Below are 13,600 nucleotides of genomic sequence, written 5' to 3'. Positions count from 1 at the left end.
GAATGAGTGATCCTGCGTTCGTCGAACATCAACCCACGACAAGACCGACGGAGGTGATTTTGCGTATGTTTTCGTTGCCGATGTACAGTACACGAGCCATCGACGGTTGTGTGCGCCACGATAGAGAGCCATAGGCGAGGAAATACATAATGGTTGAAGCTTTCGTTGGTACCGATTTGTGAACCGTGATGCTGAAGGTCTATGCAAAGCCGGGCGTCGCCCAGGCGTGCTTAGAATTGCAGGAGAGGTTTGAACTTGACGTACCGTTGCTCCTTGCGGTGCTCCAAGCGGCCGGGAAAGGCAGCCACATTGATTCCGACGCGATTCGGAACCTTGACGAGAACTGCCGCCGATGGCGTGCAGAGGTCGTCCGCCCCCTGCGCGCGATCAGGGTGCAGCTAAAGGCTAATCCCTGGATGGAGAGCCACCCACCGGTTGTGTCTTTCCGCTCGGAACTCAAGGCGCTACTGGACGCCGAGAAGCTGGAGGTCGCGGTGCTGGAGGAAGCGATCGCCGATCTGCCGCGCGATGAAGGTCAAGAGGAGGGGCGAGCGCGGATCAACCTCGTCGCACATATGGTTCTCGAACGTTTCGCCGGCTGCACTCTGCCGGAAGAGGTGCCACAAGCCCGCCTCATCGCGGATGCCGTATGGTCGCTTGCAGGGGGCTGATGCTGCATGCGCGAATGACCGTATCATCATAGGTCGCGTCTTTCGCGCCAGTTTCACTTGGCGAAGTCGAAGCCGGGCGTTTGGTGAGAAACAGGCCGACTTCAACTCCTGATTGCAAAGGTGACACGCACAAATGGGTGTGTTAGTCCTTCAAAAGGATATCATTACCAAGGCCAAGCATGCCCGAACCCGATCAGCACCTCTATGAGAAGATAAAAGCGACGATCGATCGCCGTGTCGAGGCGGAGGAGTGGCCCGCTGAATACCAGGTTCCGGCGGAGGTCGAGCTTGCGGAGGAGTTCGGGGCGTCCAGGCTGACGGTGAGACGCGCCTTGCGTGAATTGCAGGCCGAGGGCGTCCTCATCCGCATTCAGGGGCGCGGCACATTCGTGGTCGGCCGGCGCATGCAATGCGCCATCTTCAATATCTCCGACATGGCCGAGGAAATCGCGCTCAACGGCGGCGCCCATGCCTGCAGGGTGATCGAGCTCGGCGCGGTGCCGCGAGGTGACCCGCAATCCAACATGCTGGCCCTGGGGCCGGACGGCGTCGTCTTTCATGCGCGGCTGCTGCACCTGGAGGACGGCACGCCGATCCAGCTCGAGGATCGCTACGTCAATGCGAGCGAGGCCCCGTTATTCCTGGAGCAGGACTTCACCAAGATTACGCCGCACGCCTACCTGCTTCGCGAGACGACGGTGACATCCGTGGACAATACGATCCGCGCCATCCGGCCGGACGAGGAGGCGTGCCGGCTCCTGCAGATCGACAGTACCCAGCCCTGTCTCCTGCTGGACCGGTCGACCTGGCGCGACGGGACGCCGGTGACCCGCAGCCGCTTCCTCTATCCCGGCGATCGCTATCGGCTGCGCAGCTCGCACGAAGCGCGCCAGAACCGCATGGTCAACGCAAGTGGACCCTTGGCACCCAGGGGGCTCAAGAAGTTCAAGTGAGGAGGCTGTCCTTCAGCCCACCCCAGCGCCGGACGGCGCCGGTATCGATGTCGAAAAGGTCGAGGGCGCGGGCGCTGGAATGGGTGACCAGTTCGTCGATGCTTTGCGGCCTGGCATAGAAGGCGGGAACGGGGGGCATGACGATGGCCCCCATCCGGGTGAGCGCCGCCATCGTCTCGATATGCCCCAGATGCAGCGGCGTCTCGCGCAGCATGAGCACGAGGCGCCGGCGCTCCTTCAGCACCACGTCGGCGGCCCGGCTCATCAGGGTGGAGGTCACGCCCGTGGCGATCTCCGACATGGTCCGCACGGAACAGGGGGCGATGAGCATTCCCATGGTGCGGAACGATCCGCTGGCGATCGTCGCGCCGATATCGGCGACCGGGTAGATCACATCGGCCCGGCCTTCGAGATCGGCCTTCTGCAGGCCGAGCTCCTGGTTCAGCGTGAGAAGGGCCGAGCGGCTGACGACGAGGTGGGTTTCCATCCCCGCCGCCCGCGCAAGCTCCAGGGCGCGGATGCCATAGGCCGCACCCGAAGCCCCCGTGATTCCGACAATCAGCCGCCGCGTGCTCATGGTCAGGCGCCTGCGAACCAGTCGGAGAGACGGATGTCGTTCACCATGCGCAGCCGCTTGCGCTCGAATTCCTCCTCCCGTCCCCAGGGCTTGGTAGCGTCGACCAGCAGGCGTCCCCAGTGATCCTTGGCCTCGTCCCGGTAGAAGGACGGGGTCTCGGGAATGACGAGCGTGTCCTTGTCCGGGCGGCAGCGGGTCAGGATCGCCCATTGCACGTCGTCCATGTCGTAGATGTCGACATCCGTATCGACGACGGTGATCTGCTTGGCCCAGATGGGCTCGGCGCCGATGGTCGCCAGCATGACCTGGCGCGCATGGCCTTCGAACTGCGGCTCGATCTGCACGATGGCGTGGTTGACGAAGGGCTGGCAGGTCACGTTGACGATGCCGGGAAGCGCCGCGCTCAGCCGCTGGTAGATATTGGCCGAGACGGAAAGCTCCAGCGTCAGCACCTCCTCGGGCGAGCCGCAGAGGATCGAATGGAACATGGCGTCCTTGCGCACGGTGACGCCGAGCACCTCGAAGACGGCGTTGGGACCGACCGGGACGTAATAGCCCATGAACTCGCCGAACGGACCTTCCGGGCGGCGCTCGTTGGGCAGGAACCGGCCCTCGATCACCACCTCGGTCTCGGCGGGAACCTCAAGGTCGATATGGTTGCATTTGCGCATGGCGATCGGCGTGCCGCGCAGCCGCGCGGCCACTTCCAGCTCGTCCACGTCGTAGGGCAGGGGGGCGGCGGCGGTCAGGAAGGCGTGGGCCGGCGGGCCGATCAGCATGGCGGCCTCGAGCGGCCGGCCCATCTTCTCGGCCTTCTCGTGGTAGATCGTCAGGTGGTGGCGCGGGGCGAGGCGGCAGCGCAGCTCGTTGTCGCTGATGAACATCGAGCGGTGATAGGAGAGGTTGCCCACCCCGGTCTCGGGATCCTTGGCGATGAACATGGCGGAGGTGAAATAGGGGGCGCCGTCGCGGTCCGAATAGGTGATCAGCGGCAGGTCGGAGAGCCTGACCTCCTCGTATTCCGGGGTCTCGTTCGCCGGAACGAGGGGGTCGCGCATCTCGGCCGAGCCGAGCGAGGAAAGCTTGCTCCACTGCCGGCAGAAGTCGTTCGCGTCGATGCCGATCACCTCGCCCAGCCGCTCGCGGGTGCTGTAGACATTGGTGACCACGGGAAAGCGCGTGCCCTTCACATTGGTGAACATCACGGGCTTGGCCCATTTCTTCTGCGCGAGATGGGTGACGGCGGCGAGCTCATGGGCCGGGTCGATCTCGCGGTCGACGACCAGCAGGTCCCCGCGCTCCTGGAGTGTGCGAACGAAATTTCTCATGGGCGGCTCCTTCTGCCAAGGCTTCAGCGGCTTGTTCCGGATAGGGCGGGGATGGTGACGATGCGGTTGGTGCGCGCCTCGTGCCGGGAGCGCATGCGGTAGCGGTCGCCGGGATAGATGAAACGGCTGCGCGTGACGGGAATGCCGTCGCGCCAGGTCGAGCGGTCCAGCAGGAGGCACGGCTGGTCGGCGCCGATCTGCAGGTTAAGACGGGTTTCGTCGTCGACGCGGATGGAACGGATCGTGTTGTCGACGGTCGTGACGATGGTCTCGCGCAGCAGCCAGCCGTGCGGGCTCACCTTCGAGAAATCCTGCTCGATATAGTCCGGCGCCTCCGCGGCATTCACATAGCGGTCTTCCAGCTGGATCGGGCTGCCGTCCTCCAGATGAAGCAGGCGCGAATGGAAAACGGTGTCCTCGGCGCCAAGCTGGAGCATGTTCCAGCCGGGATCGTCCCTGGTGAGGGCCGAATGCCGGAGGAGCCGGCAGCTATGGGCGCCACCGCCGAAAGCGATCTCCTCCGATATGTCGGCGAGATTGAACACGGCGCATTGCATGCGCGGGCCGATGACGAAGGTGCCGCGCCCCTGGACGCGTAGCAGCACGCCGTCCGTCTGCAGCTCGCGCAGGGCCCGGCGCACGGTGAGGCGGGACGCGCCGAATTCGCTGGCAAGATCCTCTTCCGAAGGGACTTGAAAGTTGGGCGGCCATTCCTCGGTCTCGATACGGCGATCGATTGCGCTTTTGATCCGCTCGTACAGGGGCTGGTCTAGCGCCACCATGTCCTCCAAAATGATATCATTATTCTGAGGCGCAAATCACACCAAATTTGCCACGAAGGCAAGGGCAATTTCTGAATTTTGATGTTTCAGCGGCATTATTGATTATTTTTTAGGCATATAATTGTAAAAATGATGAATTCTTGCGCATACAACTAATTTATCGACTCGATAATTCCATCCTTGACAGCAAATAGAAATATCATTTTTAATCAAAACGGATATCGATATGGCGATTAAGGCGCTGCCTGATGCCGCGAAAAGGAGAGACCATGCCCATGCAAGACCTGCCGAAACTGTCCATGTATATCGACGGCGAATGGGTCGCCCCGGCCTCGGGGGAGTATATCGAGACGGTCGATCCCTTTACGGCAAAGCCCTGGGCCCTGATCCCGCGCGGCAATGCGCAGGATGCCGACCGCGCGGTGCGTGCGGCGCACCGCGCCTTCACGCAGGGTCCCTGGGGCAGGATGCACCCGACCCAGCGCGGCCGCATCATCCAGAAGTTCGCCGCCCTCATCGAGGAGCATGCCGACGCGCTGGCCGAGATCGAGGTGCGCGACAACGGCCGCCTGCTGGAGGAGATGCGGCACCAGATCCGCTACATTCCGCACTGGTATCACTATTATGCCGGCTATGCCGACAAGATCGAGGGTACGGTCCATCCCTGCGACAAGCCGGCGCTGAGTTTCTCGCGCCATGAGCCGCTCGGCGTGTGCGTCGGCATCGTGCCGTGGAACGCGCCCCTGCTGCTGTTCTCCCTCAAGGCGGCCCCTGCGCTGGCGGCGGGCAACACGCTGGTGATGAAGCCGGCGGAATTCACCTCCGCCACCGCACTCAAGCTCATGGAACTGGTCGAGAAGGCCGGCTTCCCGGCCGGCGTCATCAATGTCGTCACCGGCTACGGCCCGGAAGTGGGCGAGCCGCTGGTCACGCATCCGCTGACGCGGCACCTGGGTTTCACCGGCTCGACGAAGACGGGCGCCCATCTGTCTGCGCTGGCGGCGAGGGACATCAAGCGCGTCAGCCTGGAGCTCGGCGGCAAGTCGCCCAACATCGTCTTCGCCGATGCCGATCTCGACAATGCCGTGCGCGGCGTGGTCGGCGGGATCTTCGGCGCGGTCGGCCAGACCTGCATCGCCGGCTCGCGCCTGCTCGTGCATCGCTCGATCCATGACCGTTTCCTGGAGAAGCTCGCCGCCTTCACGAAAACGGCGCGCATCGGCGATCCGCGCAAGGTCGAGACCCAGATCGGGCCGATCGCCAACAGCATGCAGTTCGAGAAGGTGCTCGGCTATATCGACATCGCCCGCCAGGAAGGCGCCGAGCTCGTCCTCGGCGGCAAGCGCCCGGACCTTGCGGAATGCGGCACCGGCTTCTTCATCGAGCCGACCATCTTCGCCGGCGTCAACAACGATATGCGCATCGCGCGGGAAGAGGTGTTCGGTCCGGTTCTATCGGCCATCGCCTTCGACGAGCCGGAAGAGGCCCTCGCCATCGCCAATGACAGCGAATTCGGCCTCGGTGCCGGCGTCTGGACCTCGAACATGCGCCTTGCCCTGAAAATGTCCGAACAGCTCGAGGCCGGCAGCGTCTGGGTCAACACCTATCGCGACATTTCCTACACCACGCCCTTCGGCGGCTACAAGAAGAGCGGTCTCGGGCGCGAGAACGGCGTGGCCGGAATCTACGAATATCTCCAGACCAAGGCCGTCTGGCTCTCCACCGCCGAGGAAATCGCAAATCCGTTCGTGATCGGCTGAAGCGAAACGCCGATCTCATCGGGGCACAACGGCGAGCCACAACAGGCCGAGTGGCTGGTCGGCAACCTGAGGCCACAAAAGGGGAACACGTCATGATTTTCGAGAGAGTAAAACGCTACAGTTCCGTCTCCGCGGTGGGCGCCATCGCCGCAATCGGCCTGCTTGTCATGGCGGGCACCGCCAATGCGCAGTCGGCGGCCGACATTCTGCCCCAGAAATACAAGGATGCCGGGGTCATCAAACTGGTGACCGACGCGAAATATCCTCCCTTTCAGTCCATCAACGATGCCGGCGAGATGGTCGGCTTCGAAGTCGATCTCTGGAATGCGATCGCAGACCGTCTCGAGGTGAAGATCGAGGTGACATCCGTCGCCTTCGACTCGCTCATCCCCGGTGTCCAGTCCGGTCGTTGGGATCTCGCCATGGAGGGGATCACCGACAATGCGGAGCGGCAAAAGGTCGTCAGCTTCGTCGACTACGGCTACACCACCTCTTCCGCCTATGTCCTTGAGGAAAAGGGAAGCGGGATCGACGACCATCTCGGCCTTTGCGGCATGAAGGGAGCCGCGCAGAGCGGCACCGAATGGGTCGACATGATCACGAAGGAGATCGGCGACGCCTGCGCCGCCGCCGGCAAGGAGAAGCCGTCCGTCTCCGAATTCGGGACGTCGGAGTCGACGTTGCTTTCCCTCTATTCCGGGCGCACCGATTTCGTGCTGACTTCCGCGGCCATGGCCGGGGAAATCCAGAAGGCTGCCCCGCGTGCCGTGAAGGTCATCAGCATGCCGATCCTTGCCCGCATGCCGAGCGGCATCGCGTTTCGCAAGGATGAAATGGACCTCGGCGAAGCCGTGCTGGCGGCTCTGAAGGAAGTCCGGGCGAACGGCGACTACAACAAGATCTACGAGAAATGGACTGTCTCGCCGATGGCCATGGAACACGAGCCGGGCATCAACCTTGCCACTGTTCCGGCTGCGGAATGAAAATCGCGGCCGGTGGCCCCTGCCGCCGGCCGCATCCGACTGGCCACTATTGAGAGACAGCGATCATGTCGAATGATTCAACTCTGGCATTGACGGGCCCATCGGACCGGCCGGTGCTGACCTATGTCCCGGCCACCGCCTGGAAGACGCGGCTGGCCGCGGCCCTGCTGATCGTCTTCGTGCTGTATTGCGCGAACATGATCGCGGCAAATCCCAATTTCGGATGGGCTGTCGTCGGAGAATACCTGTTCGACGCCCGTATCCTTTCGGGCCTTTCCCTGACGCTGTGGCTGACGCTGGTCACCATGGCGATCGGTGTCGTCCTCGGAACGATATTCGCCATTCTCGCAATGACGGACAATGTCGTCATCTCGACCGTGGCCAATGCCTATATCTGGTTCTTTCGCGGCACCCCGGTCCTTGTCCAGCTCATATTCTGGTACAATCTCGGCGCTCTCTTTCCCGAGCTTTCCCTCGGCATCCCGTTCACGTCCCTGTGGGTTTCCATCCCCACCAACACACTCATATCGCCCGTCACGGCAGCGGTTCTGGGTCTTGGACTGAACGAAGGCGCCTATATGTCCGAGATCATCCGCAGCGGCCTGATGTCGGTGGACCCGGGCCAAAGGCAGGCTGCGAAATCGCTGGGCATGACCGGTGGAAAGGCGCTGTGGCGCATCGTCCTGCCGCAGGCGATGCCCGTGATCATCCCGCCGACCGGCAACCAGACGATCGGCATGCTGAAAACCTCCTCCCTGGTGAGCGTGATCTCGCTGGCCGACCTGCTCTACTCGGCCCAGACGATCTATTCCCGGAATTTCCAGACCATTCCGCTGCTGATCGTCGCCTGCATATGGTACCTGGCGGCGACCACGATCCTGAGCGCCGTCCAGATGCGGATAGAGCGGCACTTCAGCCGGTCGACCGTGACCGCCATCACCCCTGTAGGACGCCTGTTTCGCCGGAAGGTTCGATAAATGTCAGATCCGATGATTGTCTTTGACCGGGTGTCGAAAAGATATGGCAGCTTGCCGGTGCTGCACGACATCAATCTTGACGTCGCGGCCGGCGAGGTCATCAGCCTGATCGGCCCGTCCGGTTCGGGCAAGTCGACCCTCCTGCGCTGCGTCAATCACCTCGAACGGATCGAGCAGGGAAGCATCACGGTCGATGGGGAGCTGATCGGCTATCGGCGTGACGGAAACTTTGCCTACGAGCTGTCGGAAAGACAGATCGCCCGGCAGCGGGCGCGGATCGGAATGGTGTTCCAGAACTTCAATCTGTTCGGGCACAAGACCGCCCTCGAGAACGTCATGGAGGCGCCCGTCCATGTTCTCGGCATTGCAAGGCGGGAGGCCGAGGCGCTGGCGGTCGAGCTTCTGGCGCGCGTCGGCCTGGCCGACAAGATGCAGAATTATCCCCGGATGTTGTCCGGCGGGCAGCAGCAGCGCGTCGCCATCGCGCGGGCGTTGGCGATGAAGCCCAAGGTCCTGCTCTTCGACGAGCCCACCAGCGCGCTCGACCCGGAACTGGTCGGGGAAGTCCTTGACGTCATGCGATCCCTGGCGGACGAGGGCCTTACGATGATGGTGGTCACCCACGAGATGTCCTTCGCGCGCGAGGTCTGCAATCGCATTGCCTTCATGCAGGCAGGCAGGATCGTGGAACTGGGCGCGCCTTCCGAGATATTCAACAGCGCCGCTTTCGAGCGTACCCGCTCCTTCATGGCGAAGGTTCATTGAATGGGCGCTCGGGGAAACCTTCACGGATCGAACGCATGGGATCTGATCGTCGGCGGCGGCGGCATCGTCGGGTGCTCGGCGGCGCTTTATGCCGCGCGTTCCGGCCTGCGTGTCCTGCTCGTCGAGCGCGACACGCCGGGCTCCGCGCAATCCGGCCGCAATCTTGGCTTCGTCCGCCAGCAGGGACGGGACTTCCGCGAGCTTCCTCTCGCCATGGCCTCGCTGCGCCTGTGGAACGGTCTTGAAAAGGATCTCGGACGCAGCGTCGGCTGGTTTTGCGGCGGCAACATCGTCCTGGCGGTCAATGACGCGGACGTGGCCCATCAGGCGGACTGGCAGGCCAAGGCGAAGGACTTCGGTCTCGATACCGAACTGCTGACCCCGGCCGAGGTTGCCGGAAAACTCCCCTTCCTTTCGGAAAAGGCCGGCGTTCGAGGCGCGATGTTCACCGCCTCGGACGGGCGGGCGGAACCGGGACGCGCCACGCGTGCGCTGTTCGAGGCCGCCGTCGAGCGGGGCGTCTCGGTCGTCCTCGGCGGGAGCGTGAAGCGCCTGGATATCCAGGCCGGACGCATTCACGGCGTCTGGATCGATGGCAGGCTTTACCGCGCCGATACGGTTCTCTGCGCCGCCGGCACGGGAAGCGGCAGGCTCCTGCGCGCGGTCGGATACGATCTTCCCCAGGAAAGAATACGAGCAACCGTCGCACGCTCCCTGCCCGTGCCGCACTTGACCATCGATCCCTGTATCTCGTTGCCGCAGACCGGCCTTCGGCAGGATGTGAACGGAGCGATCGTTTTGTCGGTGGCGGGGGGAGAGTATGACGTGCGGCTCGATTCCTGGCGGTATATGCGCCATTATCGGGAGACGAGAAAAGGCAATCCGGATGCGGCGCGGATCAACTATCTGGGTCCCATCCAGCCCTTCGTCCCCTCGCGTCGCGCCGCGCCGATAGCGGATATCGCGCCCACCCGCGAAGCCGTGCAGCCCGCCCTTCATCGCGTCCGGCAGGCCCAGGCCGAATTGCGCAGGTTCCTGCCGGCATTGGCGGAAGTTGCCATCGACACCGTTTGGGCCGGCATCATCGATACCCTTCCCGACGTCGTTCCCGTCATGGGCAAGGTCGAGGCGGTCGAAGGGCTTCTCGTCGCAACCGGATTTAGCGGCCATGGTTTCGGACTGGGACCGATGGCCGGGAAAGTCATGGCCGAACTTGCGGCGGGGCAATCCCCATCGGTGGATATCTCGGCTCTCTCACCGGCCCGCTTCTGACAACGATCCAAACGAACCGATCCGCCTGACATGGAGACAAGAATGCCAAAGAGAATCTTTTCCGGTGCCCCTTCCGAAACGACCGCGGGCTACGCCAAGGCCGTGATCGACGGGACGACGATCTATGTGTCCGGCACGACGGGGCGCGACAAGGCAACGGGCCTGTTCCCTCCGGATGCCGCGGACCAGGCGCGCAATGCGTTCGCGGACGTCGAGGACGCATTGCAGAAAGCGGGGGCAAGCCTCGCCAATGCGGTGGCAAGCCGGGTGTACGTAACGGATCTTGAAGCCGCCGAGGCCGTAAGCCCGGTCCTTGGAGAGGTGTTCAAGGATATTCGGCCCACCAGCACGTTCCTGATATGCCAAATCCCCGCACGCGGAGCCAAAGTCGAAATCGAGATCACCGCCTCTCTCGCAGTGTGAGGCCGTCCTGTCGCGGCCATTGAGCTTCGGTTTTCTTTGCTCCGTTGAGGAAATGTGCGGTCAATTCAGGAGGTAATACATGATCGATGAATCGGACGAATATTCTAGACCATTCATCCTTGCTGTAGATGGTCAAACTTTTATTGCACAAGCGTCAGATAACCAGGTAAGAGGAAGACACCATTATTCATCACGTCCGGTCCTCTCGATCAATTGGGCTGTTCAAATTTGGCGAAGGCCTATCCTAGATTCCTGCTTTAAGATGCTATTACCCCTCTCGCAATTGCACCGTCGAGGCATACTCAGTCCCGGAGGGAATAGACGTTCGATCTCCTAAGCCGAGCGTGGACGACGGCAGCACGTTCAGCGACACCGATAACATCTCATTCTGGGCGGGACACCCGAAACCCGGCGGGACATGCCTTGGGCTTTTCCGTGCTCATGCTGGATCGCACCTGCCATGTCAGCCTGAGATTTCCGGGCGGAACCGCCATCTGCCCCGGGCGCGCATCGCCTTCCGACTTCCTGTCTGCCTCTCAGTTCCAAAAAACAGAACTGCCGCGCAAATGTCGACGCCTTGAGACAGGGTTGAAACTCCCCCTTGTAAAGTATGTTACGTCCATCATTCAGGAAAACGCGATGCGAAATTCACCAGAAGAGAAGAAGCTGGTGATCATACGTCTACGGCGCATCAGGGGACAGGCAGAAGCGTTGGAACGTGCGATCGAAGCCGGAACCGACTGCGCCCCATTGCTCCAGCAGATCGTGACAATGCCTGAACGACCGGGCGAAGCTGTAATTACGGTTGCAGCAAACGGTCGAGGTTTGTCGGTTGCCGCAATCTCTTACTATGTCGTCGGCCTCCTCGCGTATCTCATCAAGGGGGTACCTGGATTGCATGATGGGGTGGCGCCGAATTGGCGATTTCTGCCCTTGTTCCTGTTGTCGTCTTGGCGATTTGGTGGACAGTTCGGCAAATTCGGCTTTCTCATAGCATGGGGCCAAGCTCACTAAAGCATTTCTAGCCAAAGCGGCTTCGCTTTTGTGTCTTATAATACTGTAAAAACAATATATTATAGAAATTCCGTTGAGCCGGATTTCACCGGAATTTCTCTAGGCAACTCATCGAGCCGTCCGGCAGCGTAAGATCAGGCTACTTGAGATAGGTCCGCAAGATCTTCATCACGTCGTCGATCTCATCATCGACGTCGCCTGCGCGCTGCGTCGAGGGCTTTTGATCTTGACCAAACGTCTCACGAAAATGACTCTCCATGACTTCCGCCATCAGTCCATTTGCCGCTCCTCGCATGGCGACAATCTGCTCCAAAAGTGCACCGCAGCCGGTGTTGGCCTCGATGGCACTGTCCAGTGCCTCTGCTTGCCCCTTGATGCGACGAAGGCGCGTGATGGCCCGCTTCTTCTCTTCCGGTGTCTGTAGCATCAAGTTATCCTATTTCATGGCCCGTATCATACTATACAGGAGGCTAGTTTCTTCCAAGATTCCCGCGTCGTCCTTGTCAGAGGGGGATAATAGCACCGTGCGCGAACTCGTAAGATGGATGGCTGTTCAAAGCCGTCGGCCTATCCATGGCAGATCGCCGTTTCGTATGTGCGCGGATGCTGGAAAGCAAGCTCTCCGCCCTTGTTACTCGCTGCGAGCAACCTGCATATACTCCATACTAGTATATGGCTAGTGGTTTGAAGATTTCTCGCGATTGCCTAGATGAGCCGTGAATAGCGATCGCATTCTTTGACCCGATTTTGCATAGAATGGATGCCGACCGCTTGATGCGCCACCTTCAGGGACTTGCCGATTCCGGCAATATGGTAATCGTGGTCGAGCATGACATGCGCATCGTTGCCCAGGTCGATTGGATAGTCGACCTCGGGCGGGCTGGCGCGGGCGAGGAGGGTGGAAATATCGTCGCCAGTGGCGACCCACAGGATGGTGCCGGTGAAAAAAGCAGTGTGACGGTCCGCTATCTCAAGGCGGCAATATGCTAGACTGGAGCTTGCTAAACGCTTCCCCGCCGAATGATGCTGTAACCTACATCTGCGATTTTCTTTCGTACCTTCTTGTCAGAGTACCGCGCGATGATCATTCGCGCCGCTTCCTGGCCAATCTTGTCCCCGGGCGATCGCACAGTGGTCAAGCCGGGCGACAACTCGGCTGCAATCTCATAATCGCCATATCCGACGACGGAGAGCCTGTCTGGAATCTGCCAATTTCGCCTCATGCAGTCGAAAACCACGCCCGAAGCGAGAACGTCCGTGTAACAGAAAACCCCCTCCAGTTTAGCGTCCTTGGCTATAAGTTCCGCGAGCGCCATCCTGCCACCGGGGAAGCCCAGTTTCAGAGGCACCAGCGCAACAAGATCGGTCGGCAAACCAGCGGCTGCCATGGCATCCATGAAACCGGCCAGCCGCTCCTGGTATCTGTGTTTCTCCCCGGTTTCATAGCCGACGACGCCGATCCTTCGCAGTCCCTTGTCGATCATCAATTGTGTGGCATCGCGTGAAGCCGCGCGGTCCATGAATCCAACCCCCATGTCGACGAACGGCCCGTTCAGGCTCCATGTTTCGACCGTGGGTATGCCGGACTGTTCGAGCAAGCGGAAGGTCGACTCATCCCGATCGACGCCAGTGAGCACGATCCCGTCGACGCGGCGTCCGATGAGCGCTCGCACGGCATCATATTCCCGATCGGAAGAGCCTACGACCGAGACGATCAAGTGATAGCCATGCGCATCGAGTTCCTGCTCGAGCCCCATGATCATGTCGGCGAAGCTCGAATTCTGAATGGTCGGAATGATTGCGGCAATCACCTTGCTGCGTCCGGACACCAGGTTTCCTGCAATCAGGTTCGGCACATAACCCAGCCGGGCCGCCGCTTCGAGCACCTTCAGTCGTGTTTCCGGGATCACTTTGTCCGGATGCTTGAAGCAGTTCGATACGGTCATATGCGAGACTCCTGCCAAGCGTGCCACGTCAACCATGCGGGCGCCAGGTCTTGCATCTACGGGTGCCTTTTCCATCCCTCGTCTCCGAATCTGCGATTTTCCCAATCCCTGCCTACAGAGGAGGCAGTTTCCGACTCAAGCTATTTTTT

General features: G+C 61.2%; 14 protein-coding genes and 1 pseudogene. 10 read left to right on the top strand and 5 right to left on the bottom strand.

From position 1 onward, the window contains the following. Positions 1-188: 188 nt before the first annotated feature. Together GB927_RS31795 and hutC (GB927_RS31790) are read left to right on the top strand one after the other, a co-directional pair. Positions 189-671, top strand: coding sequence for a TIGR02444 family protein (locus GB927_RS31795; protein ID WP_256121200.1), 483 nt, complete (start codon positions 189-191; stop codon positions 669-671). Positions 672-850: 179 nt separating this feature from the next. Next, entirely contained in the window at positions 851-1,624 is a 774-nt protein-coding gene (gene hutC, locus GB927_RS31790) for a histidine utilization transcriptional repressor HutC (protein ID WP_256121199.1), read from the top strand. On the opposite strand, the gene GB927_RS31785 is transcribed toward hutC (GB927_RS31790), so the two are convergent. From GB927_RS31785 to hutC (GB927_RS31775), 3 genes are read right to left on the bottom strand one after another with little or no spacing between them, the layout of a single operon-like run. Next, complete coding sequence (locus GB927_RS31785) at positions 1,617-2,201, bottom strand: UbiX family flavin prenyltransferase (protein ID WP_256121198.1); 585 nt, start codon at positions 2,199-2,201, stop codon at positions 1,617-1,619. The genes hutC (GB927_RS31790) and GB927_RS31785 overlap by 8 nt on opposite strands. A 2-nt stretch (positions 2,202-2,203) precedes the next feature. After that, positions 2,204-3,529, bottom strand: a complete 1,326-nt coding sequence (locus tag GB927_RS31780; RefSeq protein ID WP_256121197.1) for a UbiD family decarboxylase — start codon at positions 3,527-3,529, stop codon at positions 2,204-2,206. A 23-nt stretch (positions 3,530-3,552) separates the two neighbouring features. After that, a complete protein-coding gene (gene hutC / locus GB927_RS31775; protein ID WP_006470633.1) occupies positions 3,553-4,311 on the bottom strand; it encodes a histidine utilization transcriptional repressor HutC in 759 nt (252 codons plus the stop codon). A gap of 275 nt (positions 4,312-4,586) precedes the next feature. Between hutC (GB927_RS31775) and GB927_RS31770 the strand changes: the two genes are divergently transcribed. The 7 genes and pseudogenes from GB927_RS31770 to GB927_RS31740 all read left to right on the top strand — a co-directional run. Then, positions 4,587-6,071 carry an aldehyde dehydrogenase gene (locus GB927_RS31770; protein WP_006470634.1) on the top strand — a complete coding sequence of 495 codons (1,485 nt, stop codon included), beginning with the start codon at positions 4,587-4,589 and terminating at the stop codon, positions 6,069-6,071. Between the two features lie 92 nt (positions 6,072-6,163). Beyond that, positions 6,164-7,054 (top strand): ABC transporter substrate-binding protein, encoded by an 891-nt coding sequence (locus GB927_RS31765; RefSeq protein WP_256121196.1) that lies wholly within the window; start codon positions 6,164-6,166, stop codon positions 7,052-7,054. 65 nt (positions 7,055-7,119) lie between these two features. After that, the gene (locus GB927_RS31760) at positions 7,120-8,031 is read left to right on the top strand and encodes an amino acid ABC transporter permease (RefSeq protein WP_006470636.1); all 912 of its coding nucleotides are present in this window, start codon (positions 7,120-7,122) and stop codon (positions 8,029-8,031) included. Next, positions 8,032-8,796, top strand: a complete 765-nt coding sequence (locus GB927_RS31755; RefSeq protein ID WP_369431759.1) for an amino acid ABC transporter ATP-binding protein — start codon at positions 8,032-8,034, stop codon at positions 8,794-8,796. After that, a complete protein-coding gene (locus GB927_RS31750; RefSeq protein ID WP_256121195.1) occupies positions 8,797-10,068 on the top strand; it encodes an NAD(P)/FAD-dependent oxidoreductase in 1,272 nt (423 codons plus the stop codon). A gap of 42 nt (positions 10,069-10,110) precedes the next feature. Then, positions 10,111-10,491: a RidA family protein gene (locus tag GB927_RS31745; RefSeq protein WP_256121194.1), complete on the top strand. Its 381-nt coding sequence runs from the start codon at positions 10,111-10,113 to the stop codon at positions 10,489-10,491. A gap of 639 nt (positions 10,492-11,130) precedes the next feature. After that, positions 11,131-11,265, top strand: a pseudogene (locus GB927_RS31740) (metal-sensing transcriptional repressor); the annotation flags it as partial. A 379-nt stretch (positions 11,266-11,644) separates the two neighbouring features. Here the strand turns inward: GB927_RS31740 and GB927_RS31730 are convergent. Beyond that, positions 11,645-11,932 (bottom strand): metal/formaldehyde-sensitive transcriptional repressor, encoded by a 288-nt coding sequence (locus GB927_RS31730; RefSeq protein ID WP_256121193.1) that lies wholly within the window; start codon positions 11,930-11,932, stop codon positions 11,645-11,647. Between the two features lie 329 nt (positions 11,933-12,261). Here GB927_RS31730 and GB927_RS31725 point away from each other — a divergent pair, with 329 nt between their 5' ends. After that, a complete protein-coding gene (locus GB927_RS31725) occupies positions 12,262-12,495 on the top strand; it encodes a DNA helicase UvrA (RefSeq protein ID WP_256121192.1) in 234 nt (77 codons plus the stop codon). Positions 12,496-12,506: 11 nt separating this feature from the next. Here the strand turns inward: GB927_RS31725 and GB927_RS31720 are convergent, their stop codons facing one another. Further along, a complete protein-coding gene (locus tag GB927_RS31720) occupies positions 12,507-13,487 on the bottom strand; it encodes a LacI family DNA-binding transcriptional regulator (protein ID WP_256121266.1) in 981 nt (326 codons plus the stop codon). Between the last annotated feature and the right edge of the window lie 113 nt (positions 13,488-13,600).

The sequence above is a fragment of the Shinella lacus genome (genome assembly GCF_010994755.1).
Lineage (GTDB): Bacteria > Pseudomonadota > Alphaproteobacteria > Rhizobiales > Rhizobiaceae > Shinella > Shinella lacus.
Note: the sequence above shows the minus strand (reverse complement) of the source record. Positions and strands in the feature narration are given on the sequence as shown.

Coding starts and splice junctions, on each gene's coding strand:
- GB927_RS31725 (WP_256121192.1), top strand. CDS start 12,262: ATGGATGCCGACCGCTTGATGCGCCACCTTCAGGGACTTGCCGATTCC.
- GB927_RS31795 (WP_256121200.1), top strand. CDS start 189: ATGCTGAAGGTCTATGCAAAGCCGGGCGTCGCCCAGGCGTGCTTAGAA.
- GB927_RS31760 (WP_006470636.1), top strand. CDS start 7,120: ATGTCGAATGATTCAACTCTGGCATTGACGGGCCCATCGGACCGGCCG.
- GB927_RS31720 (WP_256121266.1), bottom strand. CDS start 13,487: ATGGTTGACGTGGCACGCTTGGCAGGAGTCTCGCATATGACCGTATCG.
- GB927_RS31745 (WP_256121194.1), top strand. CDS start 10,111: ATGCCAAAGAGAATCTTTTCCGGTGCCCCTTCCGAAACGACCGCGGGC.
- GB927_RS31765 (WP_256121196.1), top strand. CDS start 6,164: ATGATTTTCGAGAGAGTAAAACGCTACAGTTCCGTCTCCGCGGTGGGC.
- GB927_RS31785 (WP_256121198.1), bottom strand. CDS start 2,201: ATGAGCACGCGGCGGCTGATTGTCGGAATCACGGGGGCTTCGGGTGCG.
- hutC (WP_256121199.1), top strand. CDS start 851: ATGCCCGAACCCGATCAGCACCTCTATGAGAAGATAAAAGCGACGATC.
- GB927_RS31750 (WP_256121195.1), top strand. CDS start 8,797: ATGGGCGCTCGGGGAAACCTTCACGGATCGAACGCATGGGATCTGATC.
- hutC (WP_006470633.1), bottom strand. CDS start 4,311: ATGGTGGCGCTAGACCAGCCCCTGTACGAGCGGATCAAAAGCGCAATC.
- GB927_RS31770 (WP_006470634.1), top strand. CDS start 4,587: ATGCAAGACCTGCCGAAACTGTCCATGTATATCGACGGCGAATGGGTC.
- GB927_RS31755 (WP_369431759.1), top strand. CDS start 8,032: ATGTCAGATCCGATGATTGTCTTTGACCGGGTGTCGAAAAGATATGGC.
- GB927_RS31780 (WP_256121197.1), bottom strand. CDS start 3,529: ATGAGAAATTTCGTTCGCACACTCCAGGAGCGCGGGGACCTGCTGGTC.
- GB927_RS31730 (WP_256121193.1), bottom strand. CDS start 11,932: ATGCTACAGACACCGGAAGAGAAGAAGCGGGCCATCACGCGCCTTCGT.